This window comes from Planctopirus limnophila DSM 3776 (genome assembly GCF_000092105.1).
GTDB lineage: Bacteria > Planctomycetota > Planctomycetia > Planctomycetales > Planctomycetaceae > Planctopirus > Planctopirus limnophila.
In genome coordinates this window covers 4,019,930-4,039,640 of the sequence record NC_014148.1, presented here as the reverse complement: position 1 = coordinate 4,039,640, position 19,711 = coordinate 4,019,930, and the positions used below count along the sequence as shown (strand labels likewise).

The 19,711-nt window shown below is 53.7% G+C and carries 15 protein-coding genes; 10 read left to right on the top strand and 5 right to left on the bottom strand.

Annotated features, from left to right (window positions below):
• Nucleotides 1–115 precede the first annotated feature (115 nt).
• Together PLIM_RS16015 and truD are read left to right on the top strand one after the other, a co-directional pair.
• Nucleotides 116–886 (top strand): peptidylprolyl isomerase, encoded by a 771-nt coding sequence (locus PLIM_RS16015; protein WP_013111365.1) that lies wholly within the window; start codon nucleotides 116–118, stop codon nucleotides 884–886.
• Nucleotides 887–1,057: 171 nt separating this feature from the next.
• The gene (truD, locus tag PLIM_RS16010; protein ID WP_148227145.1) at nucleotides 1,058–2,284 is read left to right on the top strand and encodes a tRNA pseudouridine(13) synthase TruD; all 1,227 of its coding nucleotides are present in this window, start codon (nucleotides 1,058–1,060) and stop codon (nucleotides 2,282–2,284) included.
• A gap of 38 nt (nucleotides 2,285–2,322) precedes the next feature.
• Here truD and PLIM_RS16005 read toward each other — a convergent pair whose 3' ends face one another.
• Nucleotides 2,323–2,859 (bottom strand): NUDIX hydrolase, encoded by a 537-nt coding sequence (locus PLIM_RS16005; RefSeq protein ID WP_013111363.1) that lies wholly within the window; start codon nucleotides 2,857–2,859, stop codon nucleotides 2,323–2,325.
• Between the two features lie 317 nt (nucleotides 2,860–3,176).
• On the opposite strand from PLIM_RS16005, the gene PLIM_RS16000 reads away from it, so the two are divergent.
• Complete coding sequence (locus PLIM_RS16000; protein WP_013111362.1) at nucleotides 3,177–4,430, top strand: NAD(P)/FAD-dependent oxidoreductase; 1,254 nt, start codon at nucleotides 3,177–3,179, stop codon at nucleotides 4,428–4,430.
• Nucleotides 4,431–4,675: 245 nt separating this feature from the next.
• Entirely contained in the window at nucleotides 4,676–5,749 is a 1,074-nt protein-coding gene (locus tag PLIM_RS15995; protein WP_013111361.1) for a hypothetical protein, read from the top strand.
• 7 nt (nucleotides 5,750–5,756) lie between these two features.
• On the opposite strand, the gene PLIM_RS23100 is transcribed toward PLIM_RS15995, so the two are convergent.
• Nucleotides 5,757–8,630, bottom strand: a complete 2,874-nt coding sequence (locus tag PLIM_RS23100; RefSeq protein WP_013111360.1) for a hypothetical protein — start codon at nucleotides 8,628–8,630, stop codon at nucleotides 5,757–5,759.
• A 321-nt stretch (nucleotides 8,631–8,951) separates the two neighbouring features.
• On the opposite strand from PLIM_RS23100, the gene PLIM_RS15980 reads away from it, so the two are divergent.
• Both PLIM_RS15980 and PLIM_RS15975 read left to right on the top strand, forming a co-directional pair.
• Nucleotides 8,952–9,365, top strand: coding sequence for an amino acid-binding ACT protein (locus PLIM_RS15980; protein WP_013111359.1), 414 nt, complete (start codon nucleotides 8,952–8,954; stop codon nucleotides 9,363–9,365).
• Nucleotides 9,362–10,528, top strand: a complete 1,167-nt coding sequence (locus tag PLIM_RS15975) for a hypothetical protein (protein WP_013111358.1) — start codon at nucleotides 9,362–9,364, stop codon at nucleotides 10,526–10,528. Before PLIM_RS15980 ends, PLIM_RS15975 begins: the two co-directional genes overlap by 4 nt.
• Nucleotides 10,529–10,680: 152 nt before the next feature.
• On the opposite strand, the gene PLIM_RS23095 is transcribed toward PLIM_RS15975, so the two are convergent.
• Nucleotides 10,681–11,625: an AraC family transcriptional regulator gene (locus PLIM_RS23095; RefSeq protein ID WP_013111357.1), complete on the bottom strand. Its 945-nt coding sequence runs from the start codon at nucleotides 11,623–11,625 to the stop codon at nucleotides 10,681–10,683.
• Between the two features lie 658 nt (nucleotides 11,626–12,283).
• On the opposite strand from PLIM_RS23095, the gene PLIM_RS15965 reads away from it, so the two are divergent.
• From PLIM_RS15965 to PLIM_RS15955, 4 genes are all read left to right on the top strand, one after another.
• Entirely contained in the window at nucleotides 12,284–13,312 is a 1,029-nt protein-coding gene (locus PLIM_RS15965; RefSeq protein WP_196349582.1) for a DUF1559 domain-containing protein, read from the top strand.
• A gap of 61 nt (nucleotides 13,313–13,373) precedes the next feature.
• Nucleotides 13,374–13,547 carry a hypothetical protein gene (locus tag PLIM_RS24445; RefSeq protein ID WP_013111355.1) on the top strand — a complete coding sequence of 58 codons (174 nt, stop codon included), beginning with the start codon at nucleotides 13,374–13,376 and terminating at the stop codon, nucleotides 13,545–13,547.
• Nucleotides 13,548–13,763: 216 nt separating this feature from the next.
• Complete coding sequence (locus PLIM_RS23920; RefSeq protein WP_196349461.1) at nucleotides 13,764–14,912, top strand: TlpA family protein disulfide reductase; 1,149 nt, start codon at nucleotides 13,764–13,766, stop codon at nucleotides 14,910–14,912.
• 211 nt (nucleotides 14,913–15,123) lie between these two features.
• Complete coding sequence (locus tag PLIM_RS15955) at nucleotides 15,124–16,917, top strand: hypothetical protein (RefSeq protein ID WP_148227144.1); 1,794 nt, start codon at nucleotides 15,124–15,126, stop codon at nucleotides 16,915–16,917.
• A 9-nt stretch (nucleotides 16,918–16,926) separates the two neighbouring features.
• Here the strand turns inward: PLIM_RS15955 and PLIM_RS15950 are convergent, their stop codons facing one another.
• Together PLIM_RS15950 and PLIM_RS15945 are read right to left on the bottom strand one after the other, a co-directional pair.
• Nucleotides 16,927–18,012, bottom strand: coding sequence for a DUF2891 domain-containing protein (locus PLIM_RS15950; protein WP_013111352.1), 1,086 nt, complete (start codon nucleotides 18,010–18,012; stop codon nucleotides 16,927–16,929).
• A 57-nt stretch (nucleotides 18,013–18,069) separates the two neighbouring features.
• Nucleotides 18,070–19,368, bottom strand: coding sequence for a CPBP family intramembrane glutamic endopeptidase (locus PLIM_RS15945; protein WP_013111351.1), 1,299 nt, complete (start codon nucleotides 19,366–19,368; stop codon nucleotides 18,070–18,072).
• Nucleotides 19,369–19,711: the final 343 nt, after the last annotated feature.

The following is a 19,711-nucleotide window of genomic DNA, read 5'->3' as shown; positions in this document are numbered from 1 at the left end:
AAACTGATTTGTACGCCGTTGATACTTGATAGATGTTGTTGCAGCGTGAGTGACGATTCATGGACGGCAGATCGCCAGGGAGTGGTGATTTCCTTAGATCAAGAGATGTATCGCCATGCTTCGAATGACTCGCAATCACCCGGTTTTGATGCGTCAAACCGTTTGGACAATTCTCAGTTTTGTACTGCTGGGTTCTGGACTGGCCTGTGATTCTTCACCAGTGATGAAGGATGCGAAGGCTCCCGTCGCACCGGCTCTCGAAGGTGCGAATGCTGAGCCGTTAACACCGGATGATGAGCGGGCACCGGATCTGTTTGAAGTGCTCCTAACGACAACCAATGGCGATGTCGTCGTGGAAGTGCATCGCGACTGGGCTCCGCGCGGGGCTGATCGGTTTTACACACTCGTGAAGAGTGGTTTCTACGACAACGCGAAATTCTTCCGAGTGGTCCCTGGATTCGTGGCTCAGTTCGGGATTGCGGCTGATCCTCAGGTGCATGCCAAATGGAATGCTGCTCCACTGCGGGATGACCCCGTTAAGCAAACAAATGGCCGAGGAACGGTCACGTTTGCGACATCGGGGCCCAATACTCGCACGTCGCAGTTGTTTATCAATTTTGCTGATAACAGCCGGCTGGACTCGATGGGCTTCAGTCCCTTTGGCATTGTGACCAAAGGGATGGAATACGTTGATCAGATCAACCCGGAGTATGGCGAATTTCCACAGCAGCCACTGATTGAGAAGCTGGGCGATACTTATCTGTCGAAGGAGTTTCCGAAGCTCGATGGGATCATTTCTGCCAAGGTTCTGACGCCGGAATCGGCAAAACCTTCAGCGGATCCACAGCCGGCAACCACAGAGACCACAGAGTCGTCTAAGCCATAACCCTCTATCTGGATAATAGATACGAGGATTGTTGACGCCAGAAAGTCCGTTGCTGGTTGCGAAAAATGTGGTTTTCCGTACACCCATAGCTTGTGGTCAATGCGGTCGTTATACTGTTGTCGTTCATTGGAACCAACGACGCTTTTGCCCACTCCAGCTGTGGCTGCACGCATGAAATTGAAGTGCCTCCCCGAAGATTTCCAGGTTGAAGAACTGAGTGAGTTTGAGATTCAGGGCGGTAATTATGCCGTCTATAAACTTACGAAGACATCGCTGGGAACTCCCGAAGCCATCGAAGCGATTTTGCGCCGATGGAAAATCAAGCGAGAGCACATCAGTTATGGTGGTCTCAAAGATCGTCATGCGATTACCCAGCAATATGTGACGATCAGTCGTGGTCCTAGGCGGGATTTGAATCAGCAGAACTTTACGCTGGTTTATCAGGGGCAGACGAAGCAGCACTTTGGCCCGACCGATATTTCCGGCAATCGCTTTCACATTGTCATTCGCGATCTGCCTCGGAATGTGGCTCAAAAGTATGTGAATCTGCGGGAATCGCTGCTGGTCGATCGGCTGCCGAATTATTTTGATGATCAGCGATTTGGCTCGCTCGGTGCGTCGCGGGAGTTTATTGCTCAGCCTTGGTGCGCAGGGAATTACGAGCGAGCGTTATGGCTGGCACTGGCCGAACCGAATCCGCATGATCGGCCTGATGATCGCGAAGAAAAGCGTATTCTTCGCGACAACTGGGGCAACTGGGTCGATTGCAAAGCCAAGCTGGCCCAGTCGTCGCGTCGCAGTATTGTGACTTACCTGTGTGATCATCCCACTAACTTCAAGAATGCTTTCGCACTCATTCGTGTCGATTTGCGAGGGTTGTTTCTGTCGGCTTACCAGAGCTATTTGTGGAATCATATTCTGGCAGAATTGATTCGCAGTAAGGTCTGGCATGAGCGGGTTTACGAAGTGGGTCTTTCGGCTCAGCAGGTCGCCTTCTGCACGTCGTTGACGATGGAAGAGCAGGACGAACTGTCACGAGTCAAACTCCCTTTGCCTTCCGCACGGATTGATCTGGAAGGATCGGCTCTCGAAGCGCATTATGAGAATGTTCTGCGGGAACTGGGGATTGAGTTACGCGAACTGCGGGTGAAGTATCCGCGGGACAGTTTCTTCTCCAAGGGAGAAAGGCCGGCGCTCATTGTGCCACATAATCTGCAGATGGCGATGGCCAGTGATGAGCAGTATGCAGGTCGATACAAAGTGACGTGTGACTTTGAGTTGCCGCGTGGTTCGTATGCGACGATTGTGCTCAAGCGATTGACCCTCGACCCGACGGCTGTGAGTGAGCGCACACACGAGGCAGCCGGGAGTTCGGTCGCTGTGGCTGAAGAGGACTAACGGGACCTTTGCGTTGCGTTAGGCATCGATCAAAAGCACTAAATCTTTGGCGATGGTTTGTTGAGGTGCTCTGCCTGGTACCACGCGAGAATCGTGCGAAATGGCTGGGAATAGACTGATGGCCGGGCAGCGACGTCGGCCATGATTTCGGGGAGAGTGCGATAGCAGCCCTGTGCAATTTCGCCGGGATCGAAGACAGGTGGCTGGTCGGTGACCGTGCGATAAACTCGTGTGTGTTCGTAAGCGAGTTTGGGCGAGGCTGGGAGCTGTCCGATCGTTTCGATGGGTGTGTCGAGCCCTAGCTCTTCCTGAAGTTCACGTCTGGCGGCCAGGTCGTAATCTTCTCCTGCCGAGACATGGCCTGAGCAGGAGGAGTTCCAGGTGAGTGGCTCCTCATCTTTTTGTGCTGACCGCTGATGAATCAGCAGTTCGCCCGCTGAGTTAAAGACCAGGACATGAACCGCGCGATGCCAGAGCTTACGGGCATGGACGACTGATCTGGGCAAGACGTCGATCACTTCGTCAGCCTCGTTGACCACATCAAAGAGTTCTTCTGTGGAGTGAGCGTGTTCCATGAACGGCTTTCTGTAGATCGAGCTCTGTGGATGTTTGAGTTGCTGCAGCGGATTGTAGCGGTTCTGTCGCGATGGGAAGTGCTGGCCTCGTTCACAGCACAAAAGTTATTTTGGTTTCGTAAGTGTTTATTATAAATGGAGTTGCGTAATTTTATGACAAGTCTGGCTAACATGGCAATCAGTCATGAAAAAGTTTCCTCTTGCCGATCGGGGGAGTTGCCGACAAAATACTTGTTGAAACAATTGTTAATTGTCGGCGACTTTGGCTGACAAGGTCTGTGAATAAGTTTTGATCTTCTGTTGGATGGTGGTCTGCGATGATCCAGAGCCTTGATCCTGAAGTGATTGTGATTGGTGGTGGCCCGGCGGGTGCAACAGCGGCGACACTTCTGGCGCAGGCTGGTCATCGCGTGCAGTTGTTCGAGCGGGAAGTTTTTCCGCGATTCCATATCGGGGAATCGCTGATTCCCTGCACCTATGGAGTTTTTGCACGCACGGGGCTGCTCGAGCGACTGAAAGACAGCCACTTCGTTAAGAAATACAGCGTGCAGTTTGTGAGTGATACGGGCAAAGTCTCGGCTCCATTTTTCTTTACACAGTACAAGCCCGTCGAATCTTCGCAGACATGGCAGGTGCGCAGAGCCGATTTTGATCTGATGCTGCTGGATCACGCTCGCGAGGCGGGCGTGCAGGTTCATGAGAATCATCGTGTGCTGGAAGCGATCTTTGAAGACGATCGATGCGTGGGAGTACGCGTCAAAAATGAGGCGACCGGTGAAGAGCGTCAGGTGCGAGCCCAGGTGGTGATTGATGGGAGTGGCCAAAGCTCAGTGCTGCTCGATCGCCTGCAATTGAGGACATGGGATAGCGAACTGAAAAAAGCCGCCGTCTGGACCTACTACAAAAATGCCTGGCGAGATGAGGGTGAGAATGGCGGTGCAACCTCTGTCATTCAGACAGAAGGTAAGAAAGGCTGGTTCTGGTACATCCCGCTGCACGACAACATTACCAGTGTGGGTGTTGTCGCAGATTTCTCGCATCTTTTTAACAAGCAGCGCACAAAAGACCTGGGAGAACTCTTCCAGGAAGAGGTGGATCACTGCCCGGGTGTGAAAGTTCGATTGGAGGGTGCCGAGCGATGTGATCAGTATCGGGCTGCCAAGGAATATTCCTATCGGGCAAAGCAGGCAGCAGGGCAGGGGTGGGTGCTGATTGGTGATGCCTATGGTTTTCTCGATCCGCTCTATTCTTCCGGTGTGTTGCTGGCCGTGAAATCGGGTGAACTGGCGGCTGATGCCGTCCATCAGGGCTTGGTCACCAATGATTTAACCCGTACGACACTCGGTGCCTGGGAGCCCGAGTATGTGCTAGGCATGGAGCGGATGAGAAAGCTGGTGCTGGCCTATTATAAGGGTATGAACTTTGGCAAGCTGATCATGAAGTATCCGGAAACCAAGGACGATATTACGGATCTGCTGATGGGCGATCTCTTCCGCGCTGAACTGGATCTAACACTCGATAAAGTCGATTCAATGCTCGAGGAAATGGCTGCCCAACCCGTGGTCGCCTGATTCGCAAGGAATCGTTTTTCCCAAACATTGATTTTTGAACTCAGGGCAGACGGCACCAGTCGTTCTGCCCTGAGTTTTTATTTTTGGAAGATTTTCTTAGACAATTTTTTCGTCGTCACTCATCCTGTATGGAGAGAAGTAAGTAGCGGCAACCAAAGTCCGCTCTGTTCGCTCCTGTCTGTCTGAAGTCTTCACTTCCTATCAATGCTTTCGCATCCCTCGTGACCATCTGATAAGGGCTTGGTATGGCACAGCAACTCGCACGTCGTAAGGCTCGTCGTTCGCAGGGACAGGTGGTATCCAACCGGCCAGAGTGGGTCACAGCCGATTGGCTGGATGATGTTTCCTCTTTTGGTTTGCAGGCATTTTTGCGGCAGCCACTCACCATATTGAAGGCGGATGCCATTCAGACACTGGCCGTCGCATTGGCGCTACGCGGCAATCGAAAGCAGATTCGTGATCCTCAATTTGTAAACCATGTCCTCTCTCGAAACCCCCAGTTGGTCGAAGAGTATCGGATTGTGCACCTGATCGAAAAATCGCTATGGATCCAGGGGCATTCGGATCTGGTGATGACAATGGTACGCAATCCTTCGCAGATTCCTGATAATCCTCCGGCTCTGGTGATGGATGCTGTCACACGGGCTTACCAGCAGCATCCGGATTCCACCGTCTGGTTTGGCGTGCCACTCTTCAGCGATCGAGTCAATCAGGACGGGCTTCCCATCCCTGTCACGGCTGAAGAAGTTCAACTCGAAGCGCAGAAGCGGATCCAGTCGGCTCAGAAGCAGGCTCTAAGGTACGGCTGGCTGTTCAAGCTGGTGGCGGGTGTGCTGGCAATTCCCCTCATGTCGTGGGCCGCTGTCCAGGCTGTTGCCACCATTGTGGAGAACATGCTGAATGGGATCAAAAAGTCGTGGCAGATCGCTCGTCGAGATGCGCGGCAACGTTTGCGGGCGATGGCCAAAGCCGAAATCGAGCAGTGCCGGTATGGCTGTTCGTTCACGAAGATTCCTGAGCATACCACCCGACTGGGGCAATCGATGGAAACCGGGGCCGAAGCACTTCTGACACTCGAAAATTTTGCGAAAGCTTATACGCCGACATTTCTGGCAGGATTAGCACCAGGTGGACTGGTCATGCCTGTCATGCTTCTCGCGAAGCTTCTGCCATTGCTCACAACTCCAGCGGTGATCATCACGGCTGATCCATTTCTGTTCATTGAATTGCCGGAAGAACCGGGCAAGTTGCGACATCTGGCTCACTGGTACTGGCAGGGAGAAACCTATGGTCAGCAGAGGTTGCACCTGCATGTTTAGACCTCGCTTATTCAACAGCCTCTTCGAGCAGCACCCAGGTTCTGCTGCGTGGGGGAATTGCCAGTTCAAATGCAAGCTGATGTTCAGTGCTGATGGGCATGACCTGTGACGAGCCTTTTTCCATCGTGACACGGGCCTTCGCTGTGAGACCGGTGTAGTAGACGGGGAGCTGTATGGTCTGGCGAACTTCTGTTTCGAGCGGGTTATAGAAAAAGGCCAGGCCTCGTTCACGACCTGCCGGATTCACCGTCATCCAGCCATCCCAGTCGCGGCCATTGGCTCGCCGGAGATGAATGAGATCGCCGCCGAGGACTTCACGATGATCTTTAAAGAAGCGTGTCCATTTGCAGACAACCTCACGCGTGGCCTGCGTGTCGTAAAGTCTGGGACCGCGATAGCAGGCTTGAGTTCCTGAGCCGATCAGATTGGCGAGTCTGGCTTCGTAATGGTCGAGATGTTCAGCCAGTGGTTCAATGGTGGCCGCTGCACCACCGCCGTGATACTGGCTGAGTGGTACGAACATCCAGCCCATCGACTGCGTTTTCGTCCACGTGCCATCATAAATGTTTTGACGTTCAATGATTTCCTGCTCGGCTCGTGGAAGCGACCAGTTGGTTTCGCGGTAACCCATGCCCGTTTTGTTGCCACCATTCAGGAAGTACCAGTCGGGCTGATTGACATAGATGCCTTGTCTTCTGCACCAGCGGTACAGATCTGACTGTGCTTCCCACTGCACCCATTGCGAATCGGCCAAACCATGATGATGCGGGTGTGAGGTGGCATGACAAAGATCGCCCGGGTAAGGCCCGTCGTTTTCGAGGACACTCAGGCCGGCATCAAAGAGAAAATCTTTGACCCGCTGGAGATAATCGCGTCCCCAGGCCGAGCCCAGGCAAGGCATGACTCCGAAAGCTGCCGGAGCCCCTTGAGTGTTGTCTGCGGGTGTTCCGGCACTGCGCGAACCGGTGAGTGTATAGCCACCTAAAGCAATGCCTTTCTGGCGGGCGTCATCGGCGAGTTGGCGATACTTCTGGCGGTAGGCGGCATTCGAGTTTTCGAGGTTCACCCCGGAGCCAAACGACATGATGATCATCTCGAAGCCTGTATCGGCACATTGGGTGATGGCTTCGCGGATTGATGTCGGATCGCTTTGAACTTTGTGGAACATGAGTGGGTTTTCGGTAACCCAAGGTGCGAGGGTGCGATACATCCGGCGTTGAGCCAGGCCGCGTCGCTCGCGATCGGTTGAATCGAGCAGCAATTCATAAACGCGGTAAGTGTTGAAGCGTTGGCCGGGAGGTAAGTGAATCCCTGGGCCTAGAAGAGGAGAGGCTTCAAGCAGGCAGCGCGTCTGTTTGCGATAGTTTACCTGAGTGGGATAATCGGGATCGGTTTGAATGCGGACACCCGCTTCGCAGGCATGGGCGGCATCCATGGCGTGGAAGGCATACTCACTTTCAACATGCAGATTGTAGCGCTCGGTGAGTGTGGCATCTTCGACACTCGATTCGACTTCGACCAGACGCAACTCTTCGGAAACAAATTGATCGATCACCACCGGGCGTGAGGTCGTGTTGTTGACCACCATCCACTTGGAAAAAAGAGGCAGTCCGTCGTAGATCTCGTAATGCATCTCCACCTGGGGAAGATCGGCAAGAGCTGGTTTCGCTAACGAAGTGGGTTTTGCGCGGAGAATCACTTCGTGCAAGTGGCTGCGATATGGTTCGCCGCGGGCCGTCGGATAGTCTTTACCGTCGCCATGTTTGCCGATCTTTCCGATTCGCAATGTCTGTGGATGAGAAGTGACGGGGATACGAGCCAGTGATTGAAACGAGGCCCCCTTTTGAGCTGCTTCGCACACAACCTCGTTTTGCTGGAGAGAGAGTCGTAAGGTGATCGCCTGAGTGCGATCGAACTGACCCAGCAACTGCTCGCCCCCCTGGAGACCATAGAATTCAAACTGCTGGCTGTGTGGTCTGGCGACGAGGCTGATGGTTCCTTCTGGGAACTTCCAGGCGAGGCCGGGGCCCCAGGAGTTGGCTTGGCTGTCGTCGCCACAGTCGATGGTCAGTTCAACGCTGGCAGCTTCTGTGGGCCATGCGCGTTCGAGATAGACGCAGGTATCGGGCAGAGCCATCAGCTCGCCGGCTTTGCCTTCATTGTGGTACGACGTGCGCGGATGTTTGGTACTGACCGTCGGTTTCCAACCGGCATCGATTTTGGAAGCGGGGGAGTTCTCGCCAAAACGTTCTTGAAAGAGGACTTTGCCAGTTTCTATCTGTAGTGGCATGGCTGGTGGTGCGAATTGCAGTGTGAGGTGTTGACCCGGAGGAGGCCATGGGAGGTCGCGGGGCATCCATTCGGGCCGCTTCTTCCAGGCAAATCGCTCCTCGATCGGGCCTGTCTGATAAGCGACGAAGGTGTAGCTGGCTGGTAGTGGTTTCAGTTGAGAAAGCCATTCTCGTTTGAGGTAATTCTTGACGGGCTGGCCCGTTAATCCGCCGATGGGATAACTCTGGCCATCGATGGTGAGGCGAGCTTCCGGCCCCACAGCCCGCACATACTCTTCGCCCGTGGAGAGGAGCTTCAGGCTGGTGGTGGCCACTTGAGGTGAGACCAGCCAGACACGTTCGGCCAGTCCGTTGGAAAGGCGAATTTCGGTGGGTGGATGGGCCTCGGTTTGAAGGGGATCGACAGGCGGAACTGTCTGGATCTGGCTGCGATAGGGAGCCGGATTCAACAGCCAGTCGGCATTTGCTGTGGCCGTGGAAGGTCGCGGAGGATCGCTGGCCTCAAGCTCAGGGCTCAAGTCCAGGATCGGGAGGCAAAGGCCCAGCATATGAAGTGCGGATATGCAGATAGCCAGCGTGGGAGTTCTCATCAGTATTTCCGGGTGGGCAAGTATTGAGCGTAAATGCGGAGGGATGACTGCGTGGCAAGGAATTGCAAACACGAAAACAGGTGAGTGCGTGGCGGCCTCTGGATGAAGATACTGCGTGGACAATACTGCATGGACAATTCCACATGGACAATACTGTGAAAAAGGTCAGTTCGCCAGATGATAAGTTCACAGTTTTGTTGGCAAGGGGCGACGATGAGTGGCTGTTGATCAACGATGGGAGTGAGTAGAATCAGTCGGCAAAGTGAACAATGTCCCGCAGATGATGTCGGGCGACGCGTGTGCTGGCGAAGGTGCGTAATCATGCAGGTCGATATCCAAAGGCAACTCAGTATTGCCATTGAAAATCAGCCCGGAAGACTGGGACAGGTGGGCCGGTTACTGGCTGGCAGGAACATTCACATACGAGCCTTCAGTGTGATTGATAACGTCGAGCAGGGGATGGTGCGGCTGGTGACCGACAACCCGACCGCGACGAGAGAAGCGCTGACGGGTGCCGGTTTGCCCGTTGTGGAAGCGGAAGTCGTCGTTCTCGAAATGACTGACGGCGTCGGCAATCTGGCGACGGTGGGTGAAGCCCTCGCGGCGGCCGATATCAACATCGAATACGCCTATGCTTCGACAGCCGAACGCGGCCGACCAGCGATGCTGATTCTCAAGACGGCCTATCCTGCTGCCACACGCGATGCCCTCGCTCAAATGCAGGAGCTGTCATGACGGGCTCAAGCCGGGCGAACATTGGCATTCTCCCTGTGGGTGCTCTGGGAGCGGCTTACTTTTATCATCTCACACGCGGGCTTTGCCGGCTGGATGGAAGCGTGCAGTTCATCCAGAGAAAGGGAGCGACGCGAAGTGCATCGTGGGGAGCCGGAGGGATTCTCGCATTCGCTGCGGATGGTACGACCTATCCGTTGACGGTCGATGAGGTCTGTCGGCCCGAACTGCAAAAGTGTGTGGAGCAGCAGTGGATTCCTGAGATTCTGCTGGTCTGCACGCAGACCGATCAACTGCTGGTGGTGATGCAGGAGTATGTCCAACTTCTCGAGCGACTGGCGGAAACATCACGATTGGATGTGGCCGTGAGCCGCTTGCCCATTCTGGTGCTGTGCAGTAACGGGATTTACCACGAGCGCGTGCGGCGGTTTCTGGTGGAACTGCTGGAAGAGTCGATGCTCTACGGTCGTTTGCCCGATCTGTGGAGTGGTGCCATGGGCCAGATTGTGGGCAAGCTGCTGCGTGGTGTGACGATGCAGACGGGCCATCGGGAAGGGACAGGTGCCGAGGCGATCTATCATTGCGGCCCGGCTGGTCGCACAATTCTAGCCGGTGGAGATCTGGCACATCGCCGCTGGTGTGCCGAAGTACTGACGAATCTGGGAGGCTGGTTCGAAGTTGCCGAATCGGCACCGGCTGTCCGGGCAGAGTTCGATAAGGCTCTGGTGAATCTGTGGGGGAATCTGCTGGGGCAGATCAAAGCCATTGATGCGGATGGGACGTTCCATTTGCTGAAGATTCGAGAGATCTATCCCGAAGAGGAGTGGGTGGAAGTTCGTGAACTGGCCCGGCATGTGGTGGCTGTGGGGAGAGCACTCAGGGCCTACAGGCCAGACGAATCTTTCGAAGAGATCTACGAAGAGGCTTTAAAGATTGCTCAAGGGCCCCGCGAGCATGTCCCTTCGAGTTTGAAATGGATCCAGTCGCAACTAGAGGCTGGGACATTGAAACCAGAGCTTTCTCCCACCGAGTTATGGCTGCTCGATCCACTGATTCGGTTTGCCAGCACAGCAGGCCTCACAGAAGATGCCCACTACTTTGTGGCACTGAAGGAGCGGGTCGAACAGAAATTGAAGCTGGCGATCCAGAAGTGGATGGACCGTTGAGAGTCATTCCAGCATGCTTGCTCGGAGCAGCACTATGCATGTCACAGGGATCGCTGCTTGACTCTTGAATCCGAAAAGAAACTCCGGGTGTGAGAACTTTCTGAAGGCAAGAAAATTTCGATGTTGTGAAACTTCTGGCAGGACCAAAGCGATCACGAGTTCTCGCGGAACTGCTGGGGAGTAATGCCTACATGCTCAAAAAATGAGCGAGTCAGATGCGTGCCATCCCAGAATCCGCAGGCTAAAGCCACCTGGTCGAGAGTCATATTGCGGCCATACTGAATCAGGAGCTGTTTGGCTCGCTCGATACGAAGTTCAATCAGGCGGGCGTGCACACTTTTACCTGTCGCTTGAGCGAAGACGCGAATGAGGTACGAGCGGCTGACCCCGGCAGCCTTGGCAATCTCTTCCAGCGTCAGTTTTTCGCTGAGACGATCCTGCATGTAGTTCAGAGCTTTGCTGGTGATGAGCGAAGCACTGCTTTCATATTTGGGAATGGCCAGTCGTTTCTGCTGTCCGGAGAGTAACAGGCGACCCACAAGAGAAATAAATGTCCCCTCGATCAACACAGATTCGGCCGGTGCCGAACTGCAGGAAGACTCCCACAGTTGCCTCATCAACGTTGAGATCGATGTATCGTGGAGTTCTTTCGATGGTGGTTGCCATAGGTGTTTACCCTCAGCGTCAAGAAGCTCCCCGGCGACTTGCCGGAGTTCTGTTTCGGGGAAGACCAGAATGAGGCTGGTGAAATGGTTCTGGAGGTTCCCGCGAACACGGGAATCGACGTTTGGTGGTGCGAGAACATAGGAATCGGGCATGCGTTTCAGCCAGCCACCGCCGTAGTTGACCTCATGCTGTGCGGGGAACTTATTGAGATGCAGCCTGAGCATGAAATCGGGCTTGGGAGTCGAAGGTGTGGCGAAATCCCGAGAGCAGCGATAGAGGGCCACAGATCTGCGGTTATGGAGGCGGTATTCGACATTTCTGAAGTCACGATCAGAGACCGCCGGCTGAACGTATTTCGACATGAAATGCGAGGAAAACGGCTGCTGATTCGGACCGCTGCTGGCAGGTGTTGGCGAGGGAGACTGATTCATCTTCGAACTCTGGAGTGCATTGGGAGGGCATGCCGAGGGCTGGAGTGCACGGAGAGAAGTCGATTTTATGACTCGCCCCATAAGGCAAGAGCTGATTTCACCTTGATGAAGCAATGCTGCGGTTCAGGCAGTGGTTATTCTCAAAAGATAAATATATAACCCATCAAGTCGTGATTTCAATTCCCGATTCGGTGGAAATTCGACGGATGACGGTTTTTGGCGTGTTTTGAAGGGGTCATCAGCAGATTTCTCAAGCGGGACATCGAGTTGTCTTTCTGAGAGTTGGTTTGGCGAGCAATAAGTTGGAATTCCATAACAGGTTTCGGGAGAGCCTCTCGTAACCCGATTGAGCGGACTCTTTTTCAAGCAAGAAAAGGCTGCATTGCACGGCAAAGATTGTGAGAAACGGCCTTGTGGGGAGTCCTGGAGTTTTTTTTACCGGGCGAACCATAACGGAGACTACAGTTCTTGAAATTCTGACAGCAAATAGCAGACCACCCGATTGTTGGAATCTTCAAGTGGCTGTATCACACCTTTGCGCTCCCCGTCGAATTCATCTGGTTATTCGTTTGTCAAATTCGCAAAGGCTCTGCCGGGTCGTTTCGTGCCACCAGGAGAGCAGAGTTTGCAAGGGCTTCAAAATCTCAAGGGGATCAAGATGCATCGAGTTTGCCATCAGGCTCGCGTTATTCGCCGAGGGTTTACGCTTGTCGAATTGCTCGTGGTGGTCGCCATCATTGCCATGCTGATTTCTTTGCTGTTACCCGCTGTGCAGCAGGCCCGCGAAGCAGCCCGCAGGGCACAGTGCCAGAACAAACTCAAACAGATTGCCCTGGCGGCATTCAACTTCGAAGAAACTTTTGGCTATCTGCCCCCCGGGTACAACGCCGCTGGTACGGAACCTTCAGGGAATATTATCTCAGCCACGGGGATTACCGGTTCACGGACAGGGCCGTTTCCTCACATGCTCCCCTTCTTTGATCAGGGCGCAGTTTATAACACGATTAACCGCAATCAGATCGATCCCGATGTCAGCACGACCACGCAGACATTCTGGACTAACGAGGCCACGACCCGCACAGCGGCGTTCACCCGCTTGCCAATTCTCATCTGCCCCTCGAGCACTCCTAATCCTTACGATTCGACGTTACAGGTGAATACCGCCCTCATTACCTTTCGCAGCACCAGCGGAACTGCCGCGACCTTTGTGGCCAATGGCACGCCCGTGGCATCGACGCTGGGCGGGCAACCTGCTCGAAATCTGGGTCGTACCAGTTATGCGGGAGTCGCTGGCTGGGCAGGCTTTATCGAAGCCCCCACGCTCGATAAGTACAAAGGTGTCTTTTTTCGACGTAGCAAGACCAAGCTGCGTGACATCACCGATGGCACCACCAACACGCTACTATTTGGAGAGGTGCGCGGAGATTGGCGGAACGAAATCCTGTACCAGTCCTCTGCCTGGATGGGCACCAACTCGATGCCAATGTGCTTCGGCACTGTTGCCAATAATTATTACGCAGGATCGGGCCAGACTTTGCTCTACCGCTTCGCCAGCGCACATCCCGGAATGGCGATGTTCGCTCTGGCTGATGGCTCGGTCAGGCCGTTCAGTATCAATATGGATCAGGTAATACTCAGGCAGTCGTTGTCCGGGATTGGTGATGCTGATGTCGTGGGTGAATACTAGGTTCAACTCATAAGTCGTTATCTCGATGGCCTGAGGAATTGGTGCGGAGCCACAGTGGACTATGCGGATTTCTATTAAGCCTCTCTACATTGTGTTCGGACTGATCTTCGTCCTTTGGCTGAGCAGTTTCTGGTTCCTGGCGCCACCTGAGGATGGCCCGCATCCCCAGGATCAGCAGGCCAGGACATCAGAAGATGGCCAGCCTCTTTCGGATGAATTGATGCCGGTCAATTAGCTTGTGATGAAAAATAGATATCTGTGAGATTCGTCATTTATAGTTTATTCGGATGTTGTATAAACGATAGTCATTGCTGTATTAGTAAGCAATCTGGCCTTTAGAGGCCGTTGTGGTTTTTCCTTGAAATCGATTCCCGGTGACATTGTGTCTGCTCTATCAAATGAAATGGACTAAGTAGTTATGTTATCAAAAATGTGGCGGCTCTTGAGTGTTATGGCATTACTTTCTTATGCTGTTTGTCCCGTGATGTATGGACAGGATACGGCTCCTGATCAACAGAGCACAGATCAGAAGACCGTGCCTGAATCGATTGCCGACATGCAGAAGCAGTTGCAATCACTGGGGAGTCGGGCGAAGGTGGCGACGCTGAAGCCCAGTGAGCGTGTTGAGCAACTGGCAGGTTTACTGGTTCAGGCTGAAGAACTTTCTGGGAAGGCTGTGACTGAAGTGGATCAACGAGCCCTGGTATTGGCCAGAGTTCAGATTCTATTGGGCCTGATCAGCCTTAAAAGTGCGAGATCGGAGGAGAAGCTGGAGGAGTTGATCAGCGGCCTGCAGGCTCAGGAAGACAAATCACTTTACCGCATCGCCAGACTGAAGTGTTTAGAGGTGGAGTTGTCGAAACCCGGGACGCCGCTGGACCGCACGATTGCGAAGTTAAAGGATCATCAGAAATTGCTGGATGAGGCCTCGTTCAGTGAGAAGATGGGCGTGATGGCTACGATTGTGCAACTGGCAAATTCAGCCTTGCCTGCTCAACAGAAGGCCGCTGCTGAGCTACTGGAAGGTTATGTCGCCGATTTGAAAACGGTGACCGATCCTAAAGCCGAAAGACTCCTGGCGTCGGCTGAAGGGGTGTTGCGTCGTTTGCAGTTGCCAGGCCAGGAAATGGTGCTGACTGCCGAAAAAACGATCACGGGCGAGTCCTTCGACTGGGCGGCTTACAAAGGGAAAGTCGTGCTGGTCGACTTCTGGGCGACATGGTGCGGCCCTTGTGTGGCTGAGTTTCCCCGCATGACGAAATTCTATGAGACTTATCATCCCCATGGGTTTGAAATTGTTGGGATCAGTGTGGATTCCAACCGCAAAGCCCTCGATCAATTTCTGGAGAAAAAGCCGCTCCCTTGGACGATTGTCCATGATCATCAGGAGGGGGAAGGTTCACCCAATGCCCGTTACTATTCGATCAACTCGATTCCCCGCATGATTCTGATCGGGCGGAATTTCGAAGTGATCTCGATTAACGCACGGGGTCAGGCACTCGAAGAGCAGTTGAAGAAGGATTTTCCTGGAGTTGAACTGCCGGTCGAGAAGGAACCTGAGTCTGAAGCGGTTACAGATAAATCATCCGATAAACCATAAGGAGTCGTGGCTCGGTATCTGACATGTGGGTCGATCTCTCTCCCGTTCCTTGATGAGATGGACGAGCACTTTCTGAAATGTGCGCGCTCGAGATGCTTTTTTCTGTACTGACCCGTTGGTCTTGATCACAATTTGAAAATGAGTTCATCAGGTCTTCATGATTCGGGGGCTCGCCGAGTCATCGGACAGATCTTGTCGGGATGGGATTGTCATGCTTCGAACATCTTTGACTGCGGCTGTTATGATCTCCTTGTCAATGCTGGCAGGGGGGACACTCTGGGCGAGCGATCATCTGCTGACCATTGGCGGCGGCCCCCGGCCTGAGAGCAATCAGATTTCTCTCGAAAACAACGTTCGCTATCTTCAGCGTGTGCTTGAGCGGCTGAAAATCTCAGAGATCCACCAGAAGATTCTCTTCTCGGATGGTGGTGATGCGCAGACCGATCTGCAGTTCGATGCTCAGCGAGACCCTGAAGATCTCCGAATGCTGCTGGCGGATCTCATTGGCCCCGCCACCGGGGTGAACTTCGATTATCGCACCAGCCTGCTCCCTGTCGTGGATGGAGCGGCTGATCCGACGACAATCGAGAACACTTTGAAGGACTTTCGTGCACAACTGGCCGGTGGCGACCGCCTGATTGTGTATTTCACTGGCCATGGCGGGAAAGCTCGCGGGGAATCGACATCTTCACGAGGCCCATTCCCACGCTCTGGCAATGAACCAGGCACGGGCTCTCCAGCGGCGGCACGACCAACCCGGATGGAGCCATCTGACAGTTCCGAATCCAAATCGGATGAGTCCAGCAAACCCGAAGATTCAGCCAAACCAGAGACTGTTAGCGAGGCAGAGACCAGCAATAAGGAATCTGTTTCAGACAGTTCCAAAACTGTGGCCGATTCAGAGCGTGAACCACGTCCGGCGGATCGGCAGCGTCCCGACGGAGGAAATCGCAAGCCAGCTTTTGCTAATAACATTATGCATCTGTGGAAAAGTACGGATATGTCAGTCACGGAGTGGACTGAGAAACTGGATGAGCTTTCGCCCGATGTGCCGGTGGTGGCCGTCATGGTGCAATGCTACAGCGGTGGCTTTGGGAACTTTATTTTCAAGAAGGGGAACCCTGCCCATGGTCTGGCAGAGCATCCCCGGTGCGGGTTCTTCTCGACAGTTCCTGATCGTGTGGCGGCTGGCTGTACGCCGAACATCAACGAGGCCGATTATCGAGAGTATTCGTCTTACTTCTTTGAAGCTCTCTGTGGGGAATCGAGAACGGGTCAATCGGTAACGAGCCCTGATTATGATCAGGACGGCCGTACCTCGTTTCTGGAAGCGCATGCCTATACGGTGCTGACAGCACGCACCATCGACATTCCTGTGCGCACCACTGACATTTTTCTGCGACACGCTTCCAAAACTAAAGGTCAGGATGGCTTACTGACACCAAACTCACCGGTTGATGAGTTGCTGAAGCATGCGACAGTCGTTGAGAAGTCGGTGATTGAAGGGCTGAGCCGGGAGTTCTTGCTCACAGGGACTGATCGTGCGGACGATGTCGAAAAAGCGATTCGTCACAAGCGTGACGAGAAGGCACGGACAGACTCGGAAGTCCGCCGCCGACGGACGACGGTATCGAGCATCAAGCGGGAGATTGGTGCGGCTGTGAAGAAACGTTGGCCAGTGATGGCAAGCCCCTGGCATCCCGAGACGGCTCGTTTGATTTCCGAAGAGGCCGATGCTGTGCGGCAAGTGATTATCGAGCATCCGCGCTACGCCGAAATGAAAAAGGAACTCGCGACAATCAAGCAGCTTTCGAAAGAGAGCGAGCAGAAAGAGCTGGATGTCGTCAAACTCGAACGACTGAAATACTGGCTCGAAACTGTCGCACTCTCGGCCAATTTGAAGTTGATGGAGGACACTGCGAATCTGGCCTCACTCAGCCGCATTGTGGAGCTGGAATCGACCTTCCTGACGAAAACCGAGCCTTTGGCCAAGCCCGCCACTTGAAGATCGGGCTCAGGCAATGCTGGAAGAAGGTTTGTCAGAGTGTGGATCATGGCTGAGGTGGAATGAAAGCCAGTAAGCGGCAAAACTTCCCACCCAGTGGGTTGTCATGTAGCTGTCACTGGTCAGGGAATTCAGTCCGCGTCTTCCCTGCTGATGACTGGCCTCGATGAATGCCGGTTTGAGGTGGTGGTCGTGGGGAAGTCGCTGAGCAATCCGCAGCAACATCCAGGCCCGGCTGAATGCCAGACCATCCCAATGGGCGTTTTTCCCATCGATGCGATCCAGGGATTCAACCGTGGGCCATGCGAGCAATGTGGCTGAATTGTCATACCACTGAGGAAAGGCGTTTCGCAGCCACTGGCTGAACTCCTCGGGATCATCGATCGTGCGGCTCAGGAGATCCGCAACGGCCAGTGAAGGCGAGAGAAAATCGTGAGCCGACGGTTCTAATGCCCAGGGGAGATGGGTATCGCGAGCATGCCAGGATAATGATTTCCGTTTGATGAGCATGCGCAGAGCATCATCCCCCATGCCCTTTGAGTAGTCGTAAATCATTCCGAGGCTGAAGGCAGTCTGATTGTGTTCCCCAGTACGTATCGGGCGATCAAGAGATTCCAGCCAATCCCGAAAGCGACCTCTCAAGATCTGTTCGAGTGGTTGTAAATACTGGTAGAGGTTTTGCAAGGCTGGCTCGGGATGAGAGGCCAGTTCGCTGCAAAGTGTCAGATACCAGGCCCAGCCATAGGGCCTTTCGAAACTGGGCCAGTTGGATCGAGTAAAGAAGGCGAATTCACCTGCCATCCCGGATGGTGTGATCTGATGTTGCAGCGTTTCGATCCAGGATGTCGCTTGCGGGTGAGAGGGAAGCCAGCGCACGTAGCGCGCGAGTGCCCAGTGGCTGTGGACTGCCGAGTGCCAGTCATAGCAGCCGTAGAAGACAGGCCAGAGTTCACGCGGGGAACTGATCTTCGAGGGTTGCTGCAGAACCTGTGGCAAAAACGAGGGAAACTCGCGGACAATTCCAGCTTGCGCCCACCGACTGATGATCGTGATGATCTCTTCGATATCCATACCGGATGGAGAAGTCGTGAGCATGCAGAATTCGCCGTGGAGTGCGGGATCATCGTGAGCGAAACGTGAGGCAGTGTGCACTCATGGTGCAAGAGCAGGATCACTAATGCCAGCTTTCGTTTCGTCAAGTGGCTCGATCATCGAACTGACCTGAGCGAAGAGCAACAAAGCGGTAAGAGCTGCACCAATCACAAATACAGGAATTCCCACGACATTCACCTGGCGTTGAAAACCGAGTTGAACTGGAGGCGACGACATGGGAGCTGCGGGAGGATTCCATTCTTCTCCCGTGGTGTTCACATACCGGGTTCGGTTTTTATGGAGCAGCCACAGAGCGATCGAAGTTCCCAGCAGTGCAATGCCAGACTGTACTACCAATTGCATGGTCTCGGCGTTTTCGAGCACCTCTTCGAGACTTCCCTGCCAGCGCATCACCAGGATCGAGCAGAGGTTGTTGAGCAGATGCAGCCACATGGGCAACCAGAAGTTGCGCGTGGTGTAGTAGATCCAGAAGAGTGCCATGCCAATTGGAAAGACAGCCATGACATGCAGTGGATGAAAATGGATCAAGGCGAACAGGAACGACGAGATCAGCATTGTCCACAAGACACCCCAGCGGGCCAGTAAACCACGGACTAACAGGCCTCGGAAAACCAGCTCTTCACTGATGGCAGGTGATACCGAAATTGCCAGAATCAACAGTGGCAAAGGGATCGAAGCTGTCATTTTCTGCATTTGCTCGACCATATTCACTTGGTCGAGTTGGGCAAATAAGTCGCTTTGATTCTTGAGAAAATCCCACGGGATCGAAGCGAGTCGATAACTGAGATCGGCGATGCCACCCAGAGGGAGCACCAGGCAGGTGACGATCAACAGCTGGTAGGGGTGCGGCAGATCGAGGTTGAGTTGCCGGGTGGTTTGTTTCCCCATGCGCAGCCAGACAGCCACGATGGTCAGACCGACCATCAACCACTGCTCACCACAGACGAGAATGGTATTTCCCATCGAGCCCATGGCGAGCCGTTGTTCCAGTTGCTTAGGGTCTTTAATACCCTCTGTGCTGACGAGATAAATTGCAGAGACGATGGAGATGACTAAGACCAGCCCAATGCTCAAGAGAAGGTGACTGCCGAAGACACCAGCCGTCCAGCCAACGGCTTCGCCAAGACCAGGGCCAAGTGACTGTCGTGAACGGACAAATGCCGGCAGACTTTCGTCATTGCTGACTAAGGAAGTATCGACCACCGGCGGAGCAGATTCCTCATCGAGAAAATCCGTCAAGGAAAGAGGCGGCCCTACCGGTTGAATAGCAGGAGTTGCCATATCACCTGGAACTGGCTGGGCGAACTGAGAACTGGCTGGTTCAAGGTCATCGGACATGGAGATTCCATGATGAATTGTCGAGTTGGAAGACGGCTCTCTGAGGCAGGGGCACTACGAAGACACAATGCGATTGGATCAAAGAGCAGTGATTCTATGCTGCCTCATCTCCTGAAAAGTACCGTTTGAACATAAACAAGATGGTCGGTCTTCGCGATGAAATGCGAGCCAAATTCAAAGGATTATGGTCTTTTCCTGCTGGCTTTGATTACCATAACTTTCATGTCGTGTTGAAGCAGGTTTGATCGCACAACGCAAATTCGACAGAAAGACCCTGGAGTTAACCAAAGGGCTTCCAAAGTTTCTTACATAGCCATTTGCTGATGCGTGGTGGGAATAAGCT

Bases quoted from the DNA above. Each gene is read 5' to 3' on its own strand.
- PLIM_RS15975 (WP_013111358.1), top strand. From the start codon at position 9,362: ATGACGGGCTCAAGCCGGGCGAACATTGGCATTCTCCCTGTGGGTGCT.
- truD (WP_148227145.1), top strand. From the start codon at position 1,058: ATGAAATTGAAGTGCCTCCCCGAAGATTTCCAGGTTGAAGAACTGAGT.
- PLIM_RS15945 (WP_013111351.1), bottom strand. From the start codon at position 19,368: ATGTCCGATGACCTTGAACCAGCCAGTTCTCAGTTCGCCCAGCCAGTT.
- PLIM_RS16015 (WP_013111365.1), top strand. From the start codon at position 116: ATGCTTCGAATGACTCGCAATCACCCGGTTTTGATGCGTCAAACCGTT.
- PLIM_RS15955 (WP_148227144.1), top strand. From the start codon at position 15,124: ATGCTTCGAACATCTTTGACTGCGGCTGTTATGATCTCCTTGTCAATG.
- PLIM_RS16005 (WP_013111363.1), bottom strand. From the start codon at position 2,859: ATGGAACACGCTCACTCCACAGAAGAACTCTTTGATGTGGTCAACGAG.
- PLIM_RS15980 (WP_013111359.1), top strand. From the start codon at position 8,952: ATGCAGGTCGATATCCAAAGGCAACTCAGTATTGCCATTGAAAATCAG.
- PLIM_RS15995 (WP_013111361.1), top strand. From the start codon at position 4,676: ATGGCACAGCAACTCGCACGTCGTAAGGCTCGTCGTTCGCAGGGACAG.
- PLIM_RS15965 (WP_196349582.1), top strand. From the start codon at position 12,284: ATGCATCGAGTTTGCCATCAGGCTCGCGTTATTCGCCGAGGGTTTACG.
- PLIM_RS23095 (WP_013111357.1), bottom strand. From the start codon at position 11,625: ATGAATCAGTCTCCCTCGCCAACACCTGCCAGCAGCGGTCCGAATCAG.
- PLIM_RS23920 (WP_196349461.1), top strand. From the start codon at position 13,764: ATGGCATTACTTTCTTATGCTGTTTGTCCCGTGATGTATGGACAGGAT.
- PLIM_RS16000 (WP_013111362.1), top strand. From the start codon at position 3,177: ATGATCCAGAGCCTTGATCCTGAAGTGATTGTGATTGGTGGTGGCCCG.
- PLIM_RS15950 (WP_013111352.1), bottom strand. From the start codon at position 18,012: ATGCTCACGACTTCTCCATCCGGTATGGATATCGAAGAGATCATCACG.
- PLIM_RS23100 (WP_013111360.1), bottom strand. From the start codon at position 8,630: ATGAGAACTCCCACGCTGGCTATCTGCATATCCGCACTTCATATGCTG.
- PLIM_RS24445 (WP_013111355.1), top strand. From the start codon at position 13,374: ATGCGGATTTCTATTAAGCCTCTCTACATTGTGTTCGGACTGATCTTC.